This window comes from Allobosea sp. GW823-FHT01F03 (assembly GCF_058798075.1).
This window is the reverse complement of the sequence record NZ_CM179505.1, coordinates 2,826,566-2,841,728: the sequence shown is the minus strand read 5'-3', so window position 1 is coordinate 2,841,728 and position 15,163 is coordinate 2,826,566. Positions and strand designations below refer to the sequence as shown.

Here is a 15,163-nt window from a genome sequence, read left to right as displayed (position 1 = left end):
GGCCCGCAAACGCTAGCAAAACGCCCTTGAAAGGTGCTCCCGAACTTCGCGCCTGATTTTTCTGCTACTTTCATAGTCTCGGCAATTTGATAGTCTTGAACGCTATCAGTAGCCGCAAAAACGGAAGAATCGTTCATGGAGGCCGAACTCGACAAAACCGACCTCAGAATCCTGCGGCTGCTGCAGGCCGACGGCCGCATGGGCAATGCCGAGATCGCCAAGCGGGTGAACACCAGCGCAGCGACCTGCCATCGCCGCATCCAGCGCCTGTTCGCGGAAGGATACGTCACCGGCGTCAGGGCGCAGATCGATCCGCACAAGGTCGAAAAGGGCACGCTCGCCATTGTCGGCGTGGTGCTCGACCGCTCGACGCCGGAAAGCTTCGGCCTGTTCGAGGAGGCGGTGAAGCAGCTCCCCGTCGTGCTCGACTGCCACATCGTCGCCGGCGATTTCGACTACTTCCTCAAGATCCGCGTGCGCGACCTCGCCGACTTCAACAAGCTGCACGCGAAGACGCTGCTGGCGCTGCCCGGCGTGCGCCAAACCCGCACCTTCTTCGTGATGAAGGAAGTGGTCGACAACGCGCCGCTGGAATTTTGAGGGGCTGATAGCAAGCGCAACCTGCCCCCTCTCCCCTTGCGGGAGAGGGGTAGGGTGAGGGGTCGCGCGACGCTTCATCGTCATGGTCGGGCTTATCCCGACCATCCACGTCTTCGCTGGTCGCGTGTGCTGCCCAAGACCTGGATGCTCGCCACAAGGGCGAGCATGACGGGGAGGCCTGCGCGACCCCTCATCCGGCCCTTCGGGCCACCTTCTCCGGCAAGGGGAGAAGGAAGAAGCGGCGCGGCCTCACACCTGAATCAACCTCTGAACCTGGGCTCCGTCGAGCTCCACCATCGGTCCGGCCAGCACGACCTCGCCGCGGTCCATCACGAACATCGTGTCGGCAAGGTCGCGGGCGAAGTCGAAATACTGCTCGACCAGCACGATCGCCATATCGCCTTTGCTCCGCAGATAATCGATGGCACGGCCGATATCCTTGATGATCGAGGGCTGGATGCCCTCGGTCGGCTCGTCCAGCACCAGCAGCCTGGGTCGGGTGACCAGCGCCCGCGCAATCGCGAGCTGCTGCTGCTGGCCACCCGAGAGGTCTCCGCCGCGCCGGCCGAGCATCGACTTCAGCACGGGGAATAGGTCGAACAGTTCGTTCGGGATGTAGCGCTCCTTGCGGGGCAAGGGCGCAAAGCCGGTTTCGAGGTTCTCCTTCACCGTCAGGAGCGGGAAGACCTCGCGGCCCTGCGGCACGAAGGCGATGCCGGCGCGCGCGCGGTCCTCGCTGCGCAGGGTGGAGATGTCCTGGCCGTCGAGGCGGACATGGCCGCCCGAGATCGGCTGCTGGCCGACGATGGCGCGCATCAGCGAGGTCTTGCCGACGCCGTTGCGGCCCATCACGCAGGTCACCTTGCCGATCTCGGCGGTGAGCGAGACGCGCCGAAGCGCCTGTGCGGCGCCGTAATGGAGATCGATGGCTTCGACGCTCAGCATGTCGCCAGACCCGATCCAGCGGCCCAAATGAAAGAGGCTCGGTCATCCCGGGCGCAGCGAAGCGAAGACCCGGGATCCATTCCGGAGCCTTTCCAATGCCGGTTCCGGAATGGATCCCGGAGCGGCGCGGCTGCGCCGCTTGTCCGGGATGACAACGGACGAGAACCAAGGAAGCGAAATGCGACCATCATCACCGCCCCAGATAGACTTCGACGACGCGCTCATTGGCGCTGACCTGGTCGAGCGGTCCCTCGGCCAGCACCGAGCCCTCGTGCAGCACCGTCACCTTCACGCCGAGCTCGCGGATGAAGCCCATGTCGTGCTCGACCACGATCACCGAATGATCCCTGGCGATCTCCTTGAGCAGCACCGCGGTCTGCGCCGTCTCGCCATCGGTCATGCCGGCGGCCGGTTCGTCGACGAGCAGGAGCTTGGGGTCCTGCGCCAGCAGCATGCCGATCTCGAGCCACTGCTTCTGGCCATGCGAGAGCGAGCCGGCGAGCTTTTCCCGCTTGTCGGCGAGCTTGATGATGCCGAGGATCTCGTCGATCCGCTTCTGCTGGGCGGCTCCCGTCTGCCAGAACAGCGTCTTCAGCACGGTGCGCTGCGATTTCAGCGCCAGCAGGATGTTGTCCTCGATCGTGTGGAAGTCGAACACGGTCGGCTTCTGGAATTTCCGGCCGATGCCAAGATTGGCGATCGCCGCCTCGTCGAGCCGGGTCAGGTCGACCGAGCCGCCGAACATCACCGTGCCTTCGTCGGGCCGGGTCTTACCGGTGATGATGTCCATCATCGTCGTCTTGCCGGCCCCGTTCGGGCCGATGATGGCGCGCATCTCGCCGGGCGCGATGGTCAGCGACAGGCCGCGGATCGCCTTGAAGCCGTCGAAGGAGACGCTGACGCCGTCGAGATAGAGCAAGGAAGAGGTGAGAGCGCCGGGTGTGGGAGCGTTCATCGATCTCACTCCGCCGGAGCCGGCTCGGCCGCCGGCATGCTTTCGGGCCTGCGCCGCTTCTCCCACCAGCCCTGAGCGGTGCCCAGAATGCCCTTCGGCATGAACAGGGTGACGAAGACGAAGAGCGCGCCGAGCGCGAACAGCCAGTACGGCGCCATGAAGCCGGAGGTGAACATCGTCTTCGCCCAGTTGACGACGACGGCGCCGAGCGCCGCGCCGACCAGCGTGCCGCGCCCGCCGACCGCGACCCAGATCACGGTCTCGATCGAGTTGGCCGGGGCGAACTCGCCGGGATTGATGATGCCGACCTGCGGCACGTAGAGCGCGCCCGCGACACCGGCCATGCAGGCCGAGACTGTGAAGACGAAGAGCTTGAAGCGATCGACCCGGTAACCGAGGAAGCGCGTGCGGGACTCGGCGTCGCGGATCGCGATCACCACCTTGCCGAGCTTCGACGAGACGATGCCGCGGGCGATCAGGAAGCCGGCGGCGAGCATCGTGCAGGTCATCGCAAAGAGCGCGGCGCGGGTCGTCTGCGCCTGCACGCTGAAGCCGAGAATGTCCTTGAAATCGGTCAGCCCGTTATTGCCGCCAAAACCCATGTCGTTGCGGAAAAAGGCGAGCAGCAGCGCATAGGTCAGCGCCTGGGTGATGATCGAGAGATAGACGCCGGTGACGCGGCTGCGGAAGGCGAACCAGCCGAAGACGAAGGCGAGCAGGCCGGGAACGGCCAGCACCATCAGCATGGCGAAGGGAAAGGAGGAGAAGCCCCACCAGTACCAGGGCAATTCCTGCCAGTTCAGGAAGACCATGAAGTCGGGCAGCACCGGATTGCCGTAGACGCCGCGCGAGCCGATCTGGCGCATCAGGTACATGCCCATCGCATAGCCGCCGAGCGCGAAGAAGGCGCCATGGCCGAGCGAGAGGATGCCGCAATAGCCCCAGACCAGATCGAGCGAGAGCGCGAGCAGCGCGTAGCAGAGGTACTTGCCCCAGAGCGACATGGTCGCGGTCGAGACATGGAAGGGCGAGCCGGCCGGGACCATGAGGTTCGCCAGCGGCACCAGAAGGCCAATCGCGGCGACGAGCCCGAGGAAGACGTAGCCCCGCGTATCCATGTTCGAGAGCAGGAAGCGGCTGATCATGCTTCCACCGCCCTGCCCTTCAGCGCGAACAGGCCGCGCGGACGCTTCTGGATGAACAGGATGATGAAGACGAGCAGCGCGATCTTGCCGAGCACGGCGCCGGCATAGGGCTCGAGCAGCTTGTTCGCGACGCCGAGCGTCATGGCGCTGATCAGCGTGCCCCAGAGATTGCCGACTCCGCCGAAGACCACGACCATGAAGCTGTCGATGATGTAGCTCTGGCCGAGATTGGGGCTGACATTGTCGATCTGCGAGAGCGCGACGCCGGCGAGGCCCGCGACGCCGGAGCCGAGCCCGAAGGTCAGCGCGTCGATCCGGCCGGTACGGATGCCCATCGCCGCAGCCATGCGCCGGTTCTGCGTCACGGCACGCATCTGCAGGCCCATCGGCGTCAATTTCAGGATGGCGAGCAAAGCGAGGAAGACCAGCGCCGCGAAGACGATGATCCAGAGCCGGTTCCAGGTGATGGCGAGGCCGCCGAGCTCGAAGGCGCCCGACATGAAGCTGGGCGCGCCGACCTCGCGATTGGTCGGCCCGAAGGCGGTCCGCACCGCCTGCTGCAGGATCAGGCTGATGCCCCAGGTCGCCAGCAGCGTCTCCAGCGGCCTTCCATAGAGGAAGCGGATCACGCCGCGCTCGATCGCGATGCCGACAGCGCCGGCGACGATGAAGGCGGACGGCAGCGCGAAGGCCAGCGACCAGTCGAACAGGTAAGGCGCGTTCGCCCGGATCAGTTCCTGCACCACGAAGGTGGTGTAGGCGCCGAGCATCACCATCTCGCCATGGGCCATGTTGATCACGCCCATCACGCCGAAGGTGATGGCGAGGCCGATCGCGGCGAGCAGCAGCACCGAGCCGAGCGAGAGCCCGTACCAGAGGTTCTGCCCGGCCTGCCACAGAGCGAGCTTGCCCTCGATCTCGGAGACGGCGCGGGCCTGCACCTCCCTCAGCGCCGGCGAAGCATCGCCCGGCAGGGCGCGCAGCGTCGCCAGCGCATCCTGGTCACCGCGCTCGCGCAGCACGTCGACGGCGGCGATCCGGTCGAAGGGCGGCGCATCGGTCTTGACGATCAGGATCGCGGCCTGAGCCTCGCGCAGCGCCCGGCGTGCCCGGTCATTGCTCTCCTTGGCGATCGCGGCTTCGAGCACCGGCAGCGCCGAGACGTCGCGCGCCCGGAACACCGCCTCGGCAGCGGCGACGCGCCTGACAGGATCGGGATTGATCAGGCCGAGGCTGCCGAGCGCCGCCTGGATCGCCCGCCGGACATTGTTGTTCAGCCTGACGGCGCTGACACCGGCCGGCTCGGCGGAAAGCGCCTGCCCGGTGCGCGCGTCGAGGAGGCCGCCATCCTTGGTCTTCACCGCGACGGCGCCACCGCCGGCGAGCAAGCGCCCATCGGCCAGCGCCTCGATGATGACGCCCGCATTCGGATGCGCGCTCTGGACGAGGATGTCGATGGCGCGCGCCGTGTCCGAGAAGCTGTCGGCGTTGAAGCGCGCGAAGGCTTCTTCGGCAGTCTGTGCGAAGGCGACAGCCGGCGCGGCGAGAAGCGCCAGGGCTAACGTCAGGGCTCGCAGGAGGCGGATGAGAAAGGACATCGGCTCGCTTCTGGTCTTGATACACAGGCCGCGACGGTAGGGCGCGGGATCCCCTTCTCCCCTTGCGGGAGAAGGTGGCAGCGCGAAGCGCTGACGGATGAGGGGTCGCGCGACGATTGCCATGGCGGCGCTTGGTCCTGAGCATCGGCAAGGGCAGCGCGACCCCTCATCCGGCGCTGCGCGCCACCTTCTCCCGCAAGGGGAGAAGGGAAGACCCGCGCTTGTCCCTCCGGTCGATCGTCTTGTGAGCAGCGGTAGATTTGCGAGGGGCGGCCGGGCTTTCCGACCGTGCCGCCCCTCCCCCTCTTCAGCTCAGGCGCCGCCGCCGCATTTGCCGGTCTTGACGTTGAAGTTGCCGCACTTCTTCTCAACCCAGTCGCCGACCAGGTCCTTGGACCCGTCGAGCTCCTTCGACCATGCGTCGCCGGCGACGAGGCCGGTCTTCGACACGACGTCGAACTGGCCGTCGGCCTTGATCTCGCCGATCAGCACCGGCTTGGTGATGTGGTGGTTCGGCAGCATCTTCGAGATCCCGCCGGTCAGGTTCGGCGCCTCGATGCCGGGCAGCGCGTCGATCACCTTGTCGGGATCGGTAGAGCCGGCCTTCTCGACCGCCTTCACCCACATGGCGAAGCCGATGACATGGGCTTCCATCGGGTCGTTGGTGACGGCCTTGTCGTTCTTCTTGAAGGCCTTCCACTGCTTGATGAAGGCCTCGTTCTCCGGCGTCTTGACCGACTGGAAGTAGTTCCAGGCGGCGAGATGGCCGACCAGCGGCTTGGTGTCGATGCCGGCGAGCTCCTCCTCGCCGACCGAGAAGGCCACGACCGGGATGTCAGTCGCCTTGATGCCCTGGTTGCCGAGCTCCTTGTAGAACGGCACGTTGGCGTCGCCGTTGATGGTCGAGACCACGGCGGTCTTCTTGCCGGCCGAGCCGAACTTCTTGATGTCGGAGACGATGGTCTGCCAGTCGGAATGACCGAAGGGCGTGTAGTTGATCAGGATGTCCTCCTTCTTCACGCCCTTGGCGAGAAGGTAGGCCTCCAGGATCTTGTTGGTGGTGCGCGGGTAGACATAGTCGGTGCCGGCGAGCACCCAGCGCTCGACCTTCTCCTCCTTGGCGAGATAGTCGACGGCCGGGATCGCCTGCTGGTTCGGCGCGGCCCCGGTATAGAAGACGTTGCGTTCGCTCTCCTCGCCCTCGTACTGCACGGGGTAGAACAGGATCGAGTTCAGCTCCTTGAACACCGGCAGCACCGATTTGCGCGAGACCGAGGTCCAGCAGCCGAACACGGCCGCGACCTTGTCCTTGACGATCAGCTCGCGCGCCTTCTCGGCGAAGAGCGGCCAGTTCGAGGCGGGATCGACGACGACGGCCTCGAGCTTCTTGCCGAGCACGCCGCCCTTCTTGTTCTGCTCCTCGATGAGCATGAGCATGACGTCCTTCAGCGTCGTCTCCGAGATCGCCATCGTGCCCGAGAGCGAGTGCAGGATGCCGATCTTGATGGTCTCCTGCTGCGCGGCTGCGGGCATCACCGTGGAGAGAGCCGTGGCACTGAGGAAGGCGGCACCCAATACAACGCGACGTGTGAGCTTCATCGAGATGTCCCCCGATATTCTGTTGACCGCGCCCCTGCCGGGCGCGGCGCAGCCTTGCTGGCTGGCGTAAGGAGGATCGCAAGCGACGTGCCAACCGCCCCGGTCGCGTTCGCAAGCGCAGCAAATGCGGGAAACTGCGCGGTTCCGGTGACATTCCGGGCAGATTTCTCCAAAACCGTGGACCCGGCGCGACAATGCGAGCGCATCTGCATAAGGCGCGGGCAGATCGGCCGGTGAATATTTGGGCAGCGCCTGTGCAGCGCAACAAAAGCGCCGTCGAATTCGGCAGTGGACAGCAAAATCGGCGCTGAATCTTTGTCGTTTACGGGCGCGCTGGAATCACCCTAGCCTCACCTTGTCGGTAACAACTGAAAGGAGGTGATCCAGTGTCTCATTGTCATCAACCGCTGTCGCGGGGACTGCATGGCCTGGACTCGTCCCATGAGGGGTTCGGTTCCGTTTGAGTTTTCGCGACGTCAGGCCCGGTTACCGGGGCTGCGGTTCGGCAATGGAAGGGCTGCCCGCAAGGGCGGCCCTTCTCTTTTGCGCGATCGGCCCTGCGCAGCCGCTTCTGGCGCGCCGCGGCAGGACATGCCAGAGAGAGGCGTGATTTATTGCAGCGCCATATCCTGATGAGGCCGCCGCTTGCCAGCGCCAGCCCCTGACCTTCCCCGCCAGGCCATCCTCGCCTTCATCGAGGAGGAGCGGGCCGCCGGCCGTGAGCCCGGCCGGCGCGACATCGCCAAGGCCTTCGGCCTCGATGCCGGCGGCAAGATCTGGCTGAAGCGGCTGCTGCGCGAGCTCGAGGACGAAGCGCATGTCGATGCGGTCGAGGATGGGTCGCCGGTGCGCAAGCACAGCGCGCTGCCCGCCGTGCTGCTCTGCGAGATCAAGAGCCGCGACCGCGAGGGCGACCTCGTCGCGGTGCCGCTCGAATGGAACGAGACCGACCAGGGCGAGGCGCCGAAGATCCTGATCGAGACCGGCCGCCCGTCGCGCTCGCGCCGAGCCGGCCCCGCGGTCGCCGCGCCCGGCATCGGCGACCAGGTCCTGCTCAAGCTCTCGCGCCTGCGTGGCACGACCGGCATGTCCTGGTCCGGCCGCGTCCTGAAGATCATGGGCAAAGGCAAGGCGCAGGTGCTCGGCATCTTCCGCGCCCTGCCCGACGGCTCCGGCCGGCTCATCCCGGTCGACAAGAAGGCGCAGGGCCGCGAGGCGCTGATCCCGAAGGGCCAGACCGGCGACGCCCAGGACGGCGACCTCGTTTCGGTCTCGCTCCGGCGCGAGGGTCGCTTCGGCCCGCCGGAGGCGCGGGTGCGCGAGCGGCTCGGCTCGCTGAAGTCGGAACGGGCCGTGTCGCTGATCGCGATCCACGCCCATGGCATCCCCAACGAATTCTCGCCGGCAGCGCTCGCCGAGGCCGAGGCTGCGCCGAAGGCGACGCTGGCCGGTCGCGAGGACTGGCGCGACCTGCCGCTGATCACCATCGACCCGGCCGACGCCAAGGACCATGACGACGCGGTCCACGCCGCGCCGGACGAGGACTCCGACAATCCCGGCGGTTATGTCGTCACCGTCGCCATCGCCGATGTGGCTTCCTATGTCCGGCCGGGCTCGGCGCTCGACCGCGAGGCGCTGGAGCGCGGAAACTCGGTCTATTTCCCCGACCGCGTCGTGCCGATGCTGCCGGAGCGGATCTCGAACGACCTCTGCTCGCTGCGCGGCGGCGAGGACCGGCCGGCGCTCGCCGTCCGCCTCGTGCTCAAGGCCGACGGCTCGAAGAAGGGCCATTCCTTCCACCGCATCCTGATGCGCTCGGCCGCAAAACTCTCCTACCAGCAGGCGCAAGCCGCGATCGACGGCCAGCCGGACGAGGCGACCGCCGCGATCCGCGAGAGCATCCTGATGCCGCTCTGGGCCGCCTATGGCGTCGCGGCACGGGCGCGCGACGCGCGCCAGCCGCTCGATCTCGACCTGCCCGAGCGCAAGCTGATCCTGAAGGCGGACGGCTCGGTCGACCGCGTCATCGTCCCCGACCGGCTGGCGACCCACAAGCTGATCGAGGAGTTCATGATCCTCGCCAACGTCGCCGCGGCGGAGACGCTGGAGAAGGCCGGCAGCCTGCTGATCTATCGCTGCCATGACGAGCCCTCGCTCGAGAAGATGCGCGCGCTCGGCGAGGTCCTGGCCTCGATCGGCATCAAGCTGCCCAAGGACGCCGCGCTGCGGCCGGTGCTGTTCAACCGCATCCTCAAGATGATCAAGGGCTCGGAGAACGAGCTCTTCATCAACGAGGTCGTGCTGCGCACCCAGGCCCAGGCCGAATATGTCGCGGAGAACTACGGGCATTTCGGCCTAAACCTGCGCCGTTACGCCCATTTCACCTCGCCGATCCGGCGCTATGCCGACCTCGTCGTCCATCGCGCCCTGATCGCGACGATGAAGCGCGGCGATGACGGGCTGCCCAAGGCGACGACGCTGGCCGAATTGCGCGAGGTCGCGACCCGGATCTCGGCGGCCGAGCGCCGCGCCATGGCGGCCGAGCGCGAAACCACCGACCGGCTGATCGCGCATTTCCTCGCCGACCAGATCGGCGCGAGCTTCGATGGCCGCATCGCCGGGCTCAATCGCGCCGGGCTCTTCGTCAAGCTCGACGGCACCGGGGCCGACGGCTTCGTGCCGGCCTCGACGCTCGGCGCGGATTATTACCGCCATGACGAAGCCGCCCATGCGCTGATCGGCGAGCGCAGCGGCGAAAGCTGGCGTCTCGGCGACCGTGTCCATGTCCGTCTGGTCGAGGCGGCCCCCGTCGCGGGCGCCCTGCGCTTCGAACTCCTGAGCGAAGGGCGGACTGTGACATCGAACCGCTCTTTCAAAAAAGCCGCGCGTCCCCTAGCTGCAAGGCGCAGTATGGCCCGGCCCGGCCGAGCCAAGCCCGGCCGGAAGCGCTGAGGCCAGCGCCTCGGGGGTGATGAGAGCCATGTCCGTCCACTATCACGAGCTGGCGGCCCCGCCCGCGGAGCGCAATTGGCGCCAGGCGATCGGACGCGGCTTGAGGGGGCGCTGCCCGAGTTGCGGCGAGGGCCGGCTGTTCCGCGCCTTCCTGAAGCCGGTCGCCAGCTGCGAAATCTGCGGCGAGGAACTGCATCACCAGCGTGCCGACGATCTGCCGCCCTATATCGTGATCACGATCGTCGGCCATATCGTCGTCGGCGGTCTCGTTCTGGTCGAGAAATTCGGCGACTGGTCGATGCAGATGCATATGTGGGTCTGGCCGCTGCTGACGGTGGTGCTGTGCCTCGGTCTGATGCAGCCGACGAAGGGTGCAGTGGTCGGCCTGCAATGGGCGCTACGCATGCATGGCTTCGGCGGCGCCACGCCGGAGCCCGAACGTCAACCGGCATCGAACGAGATGAGCCGCCGATGAGCGATCACACCGTCACCCTGACCCAGGCCGAGCGCGCCCGCACCGCAACCAATCTGCGCCCGGTCGACGCCGCGACCATGCTGATTCTCGATCATTCCGGGCGCAAGCCGCGCGTGCTGATGGGCAAGCGCCATCCGAGCCACAAGTTCATGCCCGGGAAATATGTCTTCCCCGGCGGGCGGATCGATCCCGAGGATCGCCGCATGATCGCGGCCGGCGCCCTTCCCGGCCCCTGCGAGCAGCGCCTCGCGGCGCGCTGCGTGCGCCCGAGCGCCCAGCGCGGGCGGGCGCTGGCGCTGGCGGCGATCCGCGAGACCTTCGAGGAGACCGGGCTGCTCTTCGGCAGCGCCGAATACGGCGCGCCCGAGAACCCGCCGCCCGGCGTCTGGTCGGAATTCGCGGCGAAGGGCATCTTCCCCGATCTCGGCGCCGTGACATTCGTCGCCCGGGCGATCACGCCGCCGCGCCGGCCGAAGCGTTTCGACACCCGCTTCTTCACCGTCGACGCCAGCGCCGTCGCCGGCAAGGTCGAAGGCATCATCGGCCCCGATTCCGAGCTGGTCGACCTCGTCTCTGTGACCTTCGACGAGGCCCGCGAGCTCGACCTGCCGACCATCACCAAGGTGATCATCGCCGAGGTCGAGGAGCGGCTGAAGGCGGGATTCGGCGCGCATCTGCCGGTACCGTTCTATTGGGAGAAGCGCGGCAGCTTCGTGCGCGAGCAAATCTGAGCCGCAGGAGCGGAAAACGCCGGCCATTTCGCGGGCGAGCAGATACACGCCCGATATTCCTTGACTTGCAGGCGCCGATACGGCATTCCGGCGCCATCGGATTGCCGGGCTCGCCCGGCCCTTTTCTTTTTCATGCGCGGGTCGAGGACGGCCCCATCAGTTCGAGGGCTTCGCCATGGCCAAGGCCGTGACCATCAAGATCAAGCTCGTCTCGACGGCCGACACCGGGTTCTTCTATGTGACCAAGAAGAACTCGCGCACGATGACCGAAAAGATGTCGAAGAAGAAGTACGACCCCGTCGCGCGCAAGCACGTCGAGTTCAAGGAAACCAAGATCAAGTGATGCCATTAGGCATGACATATCGATCTTAGCGATAAAAACCGCCCCGATTTGGGGCGGTTTTTTCGTTTGGGGCATCGCCAGGGGGCACGCCGGAACGCTCCCCACCCCGCGCTATGACTTCCTTTTTCCAGGCCGCTTCATTTCCAGCTCTGCTGCGGCAAGGATTTTCCACCGGTGCTTCCGCACGGCCATGCGGCCCCTCGGAGCGCGCAAAGCCCCCCTACGGACGAGGTCAAACCGCTGGAAGCGCTCGTGGCGCTTTCGCCACCGCGAACGGGACGGTTTCATCGTCAGGACGAGCCCGCGACAGGCGCGCGCCTGTAGACGATCGGGATCCCGACGGGCAATGTTCCATCGCTTAGCAATGGAGGTTACGATTCGTCTCCGGCCGTTCCATGCCGTCCTGACCATGGCCTTGCTGGTTGCTTCGCCTGCCGCTGCTCAACAGACGCTGCCGGCTGTGGACGGGCCCAGCGGCAAGGTGATGCTCATCCATGGCGGCACAGGCGGCAACAACTGGACCGGCCTGGAAGGCGCCGTAACCCTGCCGCTCGGACAGCGTTTCGGCCTGCAACTGGATGGCGCGGCCGGTGGCCTGGACGGCTCTCTGGGGAAATCGGCGTTCTATGGCACGGGGGCGCATCTGTTCTGGCGCGATCCGTCGACGGGAATGGTTGGCGTCGAAGCCGGCTATGCGCGCCTCGACGCGGGCGGTGGGATCAACACTTATTCCCTCGGCATCGAGGCTGAGCGCTACTGGAACTCGATCACGCTGGCAGGCCTGGTCGGCCTCACCGATGCCAGTGGCGCGACCTATGCCACAGCGCTGCGCCATGATCTCAGCACGCATTTCGTGGCAGGCGCCAGCCTCACCTGGTATCCCGACGACAACTTGGCGTTGACGGCGTCAGGAGCAGTCTCGGGTGGGCATGTGGTGGCAGGTCTTGGCGTCGAATGGGCGCTCACGAGCACCAGTTCGGCCCAGCCCAGCCTTTTTGCACGGGCCGCTCTGCATCAGGGCGGTGACGTGACCGCTCTGGCAGGCCTCAGCATCTATTTCGGAGGACAGCCGAAGCCATTGATCCGCCGCCATCGGGAAGACGATCCGACCATCGGCAACGTCATGGGCGCCGGCATCAAGGGCGGCATTGGCTTCACCATCGGGGCAATCTGCAAGTTCCGGGCGCATGGTGACGATCCCTGCCATCGCCCGTAACCATCCGCCGCGCCTCTAGCCGCGGCGCCTCGGACCCAAAGGTGGAATCCACTTTTCCGGACGAATCCGGTGCATAAACGATGCGCTGGAACGCAACTCGGCAGGCCCGCATAATCTGAATGGCTGCGCCCCGTGATCCATCGCCAAAGCGGCGGATAACAGACTATGCCCTAGAGGAATCCTTGGATTCCAGTTCCCAGCGGTAGACACTAGACTTGCCTGCACCTGCAAGCCCTCTCGAACCAGGCGGCTTTTTTGCGTTTACGGCAGGCGCATCTGCGAAACGAACTCAGCTATTCGCAAGCGTGACATGTCCTCTGGCGCATCCGCGGCATATTTCCTAATGTCGCGGAGCGTCCATCGCCCTGCTCTCTCGCCTGGAGCCCAGCCTTGCACGGCCCGCCCGCCAAGACACGCCAGCCGGCCATCGGGCCGCTGCGCCGCGTCCTACGCCTGATCGTCGAGGTCGATGAATCGCCCACCCGGCTGCACCGCATCCGGGCGGCGCTACTGCTGATCGGACTGCTGACCGCCTTCGGCCTGCTCGGATACTGGCTGCCGACTCTGCTCGAGCGCGCCTTGCGCTGACTGCTGGCTGGATCGCCGCGCCTCCGTTCGGGCGCGATCACGATGATCTTTCTCATTGTTATCGCATCGGAGTTTTCCGAGGAACGGAGTCCACTTTTCGGTCCGATGCTATGGCGGTGCCGATAGTGGCCGGCCGGCGGCGGATCTGATGAGGCCAGATATCCCGCTACCGACCGGCCGAGCCCACCGGCTCCTCAGGAGATGCGGCGGAACCCGAGGTCCCGGGGGGCATTTCGCGGCGACAGCCTGTCGCTGGCGCCTGTCTGAAAACGACCCTACCCCGAAGCGACCGCGGATCAATCGTTTAGGGTTGATTCACCATTCTTCAGTGTTTTTTAACCTTACCGGATAACCCTCGATATTTACCGTAAAAACTATAGTAAATACAAAATATTCAAGGCATTCATAGATTTACCTGATCTTACTGCAAGAAATCTTGCCGCAGGTTGGCAATCGCCTCCGCACCGGCGATGTCCGCAATCGGCTCGTCGTCGACCCTCCATCCGGCAATGAGGCGCCCGCCCGGACTGGACGGCTGCGGCGCAATGAGATCGGCCTCGGTCAAGCCGATGATCACCATCACCGGGCAGCGGCGGTTCATGCCGGCCCCGAGCCTTCCATATCTTTCGGGTTCAGGCAGCCGCGGCGACGATCACGCGATTGCGGCCGGCGGCCTTGGCGAGATAGACCGCCTCGTCGGCTCGCTTCACCATTTCATTGGCGGATGGGTCGCCGGCGCGCCGGCAGGCGACGCCGATCGAGACGGTCACCGGGATCTTGCGCGCACCGCCCTGGATCTCGAAGGCTTCGCCCTCGACCCGCTCGCGGATGCGCTCGGCGACGGCGCGTGCCGCCTCGAGCGTCGTGTCGGGCAGGACGACCACGATCTCCTCTCCGCCCATCCGCGCCACCAGATCGATGCCGCGCGTGCAGGCGCGCACCCGGTCGGCGAACTCGCGCAGAACCTCGTCGCCGGCGTCGTGCCCCCAGCTGTCATTGATCGACTTGAAGCGGTCGACATCGAGCATGAGGACCGAGAGCGAGCGCGCCCGCAGCAGGGACTCGTCGAAGAGAACCGCGATCCGGCCGTCGAGATAGCGCCGGTTGTAGAGGCCGGTGAGCTGATCCATCACCGCCATTTCCATCGAGGACTGGACGCTGTCGCGCAAACGCTCGGCGAAGCGCTTGCGGCGGACCAGGGTGCGCGCGCGGGCCAGCAACTCGTTCCGGTCGATCGGCCTGACCAGGAAATCATGGGCGCCGATCTCGAGGCCGCGCAGGACGCGGCGCCGATCATCCGCCTCGCCGAGCACCAGAACCGAGAGATTGCGGGTGCTCTCGAGCGAGCGCAATTGGCTGCACAGGCGCAGCCCGTCATAGGATTGCAGGTCTAGGCTGACGAGCACGATCTCGAAATCGCCTTCGGCCGCGCGCGCCAGGGCGGCGTGCGCATCGGGTTCGGTCTCGATCGAATGAAAGGTCGAAAGCGCCTGCGTCAGCCGCTCGGCGATCAGCGGCCGATCCTCGATCAGGAGGATGCGGCCGTTGAGCCCGGTCTCCGCCGCCGCAGCGGCCAGCGGGTCGGCGATGCCGAGCCGGCGCGAGGCCAACGCGCGCTGCCGCAACTCGTCGGTCACCGACTTCAGCCGGACCAGGCTGCGCACGCGCGCGAACAGGGCGGTGTCGTCGATCGGCTTGGTCAGGAAGTCGTCGGCGCCGGCATCGAGCCCCTTGAGCCGATCGCTCGGCTGGTCGAGCGCGGTCACCATCACCACCGGGATATGGGCGGTGGTCGGCCCGGTCTTCAGGCGCCGGCAGACCTCGAATCCGTTCATGCCCGGCATCATCACGTCGAGCAGCACGATATCGGCTTCGCCGCGCTCGCAGATCGCCAGAGCGTCGATGCCGTTCGTCGCGGTCACCACGTCGAAATACTCGGCCGACAGCTTGGCGTCGAGCAGCTTCACATTGGCTGCGACGTCGTCGACGACCAGGACCCGGGCGGACATCGGCAGT

14 protein-coding genes are annotated in these 15,163 nt (G+C 66.2%); 7 read left to right on the top strand and 7 right to left on the bottom strand.

Translation table 11 applies throughout. The features are described from left to right. Window positions 1-135 precede the first annotated feature (135 nt). Entirely contained in the window at window positions 136-600 is a 465-nt protein-coding gene (locus tag AC3RCC_RS13730) for an Lrp/AsnC family transcriptional regulator (RefSeq protein ID WP_291639360.1), read from the top strand. Window positions 601-849: 249 nt separating this feature from the next. Here AC3RCC_RS13730 and urtE read toward each other — a convergent pair whose 3' ends face one another. From urtE to urtA, 5 genes are all read right to left on the bottom strand, one after another. After that, window positions 850-1,545: an urea ABC transporter ATP-binding subunit UrtE gene (gene urtE / locus AC3RCC_RS13725; RefSeq protein ID WP_492258723.1), complete on the bottom strand. Its 696-nt coding sequence runs from the start codon at window positions 1,543-1,545 to the stop codon at window positions 850-852. Window positions 1,546-1,735: 190 nt separating this feature from the next. Then, window positions 1,736-2,500 carry an urea ABC transporter ATP-binding protein UrtD gene (gene urtD / locus AC3RCC_RS13720; protein WP_291639356.1) on the bottom strand — a complete coding sequence of 255 codons (765 nt, stop codon included), beginning with the start codon at window positions 2,498-2,500 and terminating at the stop codon, window positions 1,736-1,738. A gap of 5 nt (window positions 2,501-2,505) precedes the next feature. After that, the gene (urtC, locus tag AC3RCC_RS13715) at window positions 2,506-3,645 is read right to left on the bottom strand and encodes an urea ABC transporter permease subunit UrtC (RefSeq protein WP_492258722.1); all 1,140 of its coding nucleotides are present in this window, start codon (window positions 3,643-3,645) and stop codon (window positions 2,506-2,508) included. Beyond that, complete coding sequence (gene urtB, locus AC3RCC_RS13710) at window positions 3,642-5,243, bottom strand: urea ABC transporter permease subunit UrtB (RefSeq protein ID WP_492258721.1); 1,602 nt, start codon at window positions 5,241-5,243, stop codon at window positions 3,642-3,644. Before urtB ends, urtC begins: the two co-directional genes overlap by 4 nt. 312 nt (window positions 5,244-5,555) lie before the next feature. Beyond that, a complete protein-coding gene (urtA, locus tag AC3RCC_RS13705; RefSeq protein ID WP_492258720.1) occupies window positions 5,556-6,842 on the bottom strand; it encodes an urea ABC transporter substrate-binding protein in 1,287 nt (428 codons plus the stop codon). Window positions 6,843-7,487: 645 nt separating this feature from the next. On the opposite strand from urtA, the gene rnr reads away from it, so the two are divergent. The 6 genes from rnr (at window position 7,488) to AC3RCC_RS13675 (ending at window position 13,147) form a co-directional block, all read left to right on the top strand. Next, complete coding sequence (gene rnr / locus AC3RCC_RS13700) at window positions 7,488-9,794, top strand: ribonuclease R (RefSeq protein ID WP_492258719.1); 2,307 nt, start codon at window positions 7,488-7,490, stop codon at window positions 9,792-9,794. A 28-nt stretch (window positions 9,795-9,822) separates the two neighbouring features. Next, entirely contained in the window at window positions 9,823-10,269 is a 447-nt protein-coding gene (locus tag AC3RCC_RS13695) for a DUF983 domain-containing protein (RefSeq protein ID WP_492258718.1), read from the top strand. Then, a complete protein-coding gene (locus tag AC3RCC_RS13690) occupies window positions 10,266-11,000 on the top strand; it encodes an NUDIX hydrolase (protein WP_452115955.1) in 735 nt (244 codons plus the stop codon). The genes AC3RCC_RS13695 and AC3RCC_RS13690 overlap by 4 nt, the downstream gene beginning before the upstream one ends. Before the next feature lie 175 nt (window positions 11,001-11,175). Next, on the top strand, window positions 11,176-11,343 hold the full coding sequence (rpmG, locus tag AC3RCC_RS13685) for a 50S ribosomal protein L33 (protein ID WP_291639343.1): 168 nt from the start codon (window positions 11,176-11,178) through the stop codon (window positions 11,341-11,343). Between the two features lie 346 nt (window positions 11,344-11,689). Next, window positions 11,690-12,559, top strand: a complete 870-nt coding sequence (locus tag AC3RCC_RS13680; RefSeq protein WP_492258717.1) for a hypothetical protein — start codon at window positions 11,690-11,692, stop codon at window positions 12,557-12,559. A gap of 390 nt (window positions 12,560-12,949) precedes the next feature. After that, complete coding sequence (locus AC3RCC_RS13675; protein ID WP_452115953.1) at window positions 12,950-13,147, top strand: hypothetical protein; 198 nt, start codon at window positions 12,950-12,952, stop codon at window positions 13,145-13,147. A gap of 421 nt (window positions 13,148-13,568) precedes the next feature. Here the strand turns inward: AC3RCC_RS13675 and AC3RCC_RS13670 are convergent, their stop codons facing one another. Both AC3RCC_RS13670 and AC3RCC_RS13665 read right to left on the bottom strand, forming a co-directional pair. Then, window positions 13,569-13,748: a hypothetical protein gene (locus AC3RCC_RS13670; protein ID WP_492258716.1), complete on the bottom strand. Its 180-nt coding sequence runs from the start codon at window positions 13,746-13,748 to the stop codon at window positions 13,569-13,571. 31 nt (window positions 13,749-13,779) lie between these two features. After that, window positions 13,780-15,156 (bottom strand): PleD family two-component system response regulator, encoded by a 1,377-nt coding sequence (locus AC3RCC_RS13665; RefSeq protein WP_291639335.1) that lies wholly within the window; start codon window positions 15,154-15,156, stop codon window positions 13,780-13,782. Window positions 15,157-15,163 lie beyond the last annotated feature (7 nt).

Coding starts and splice junctions, on each gene's coding strand:
- AC3RCC_RS13730 (WP_291639360.1), top strand. CDS start 136: ATGGAGGCCGAACTCGACAAAACCGACCTCAGAATCCTGCGGCTGCTG.
- urtE (WP_492258723.1), bottom strand. CDS start 1,545: ATGCTGAGCGTCGAAGCCATCGATCTCCATTACGGCGCCGCACAGGCG.
- urtD (WP_291639356.1), bottom strand. CDS start 2,500: ATGAACGCTCCCACACCCGGCGCTCTCACCTCTTCCTTGCTCTATCTC.
- urtC (WP_492258722.1), bottom strand. CDS start 3,645: ATGATCAGCCGCTTCCTGCTCTCGAACATGGATACGCGGGGCTACGTC.
- urtB (WP_492258721.1), bottom strand. CDS start 5,243: ATGTCCTTTCTCATCCGCCTCCTGCGAGCCCTGACGTTAGCCCTGGCG.
- urtA (WP_492258720.1), bottom strand. CDS start 6,842: ATGAAGCTCACACGTCGCGTTGTATTGGGTGCCGCCTTCCTCAGTGCC.
- AC3RCC_RS13695 (WP_492258718.1), top strand. CDS start 9,823: ATGTCCGTCCACTATCACGAGCTGGCGGCCCCGCCCGCGGAGCGCAAT.
- AC3RCC_RS13690 (WP_452115955.1), top strand. CDS start 10,266: ATGAGCGATCACACCGTCACCCTGACCCAGGCCGAGCGCGCCCGCACC.
- rpmG (WP_291639343.1), top strand. CDS start 11,176: ATGGCCAAGGCCGTGACCATCAAGATCAAGCTCGTCTCGACGGCCGAC.
- AC3RCC_RS13680 (WP_492258717.1), top strand. CDS start 11,690: ATGTTCCATCGCTTAGCAATGGAGGTTACGATTCGTCTCCGGCCGTTC.
- AC3RCC_RS13670 (WP_492258716.1), bottom strand. CDS start 13,748: ATGAACCGCCGCTGCCCGGTGATGGTGATCATCGGCTTGACCGAGGCC.
- AC3RCC_RS13665 (WP_291639335.1), bottom strand. CDS start 15,156: ATGTCCGCCCGGGTCCTGGTCGTCGACGACGTCGCAGCCAATGTGAAG.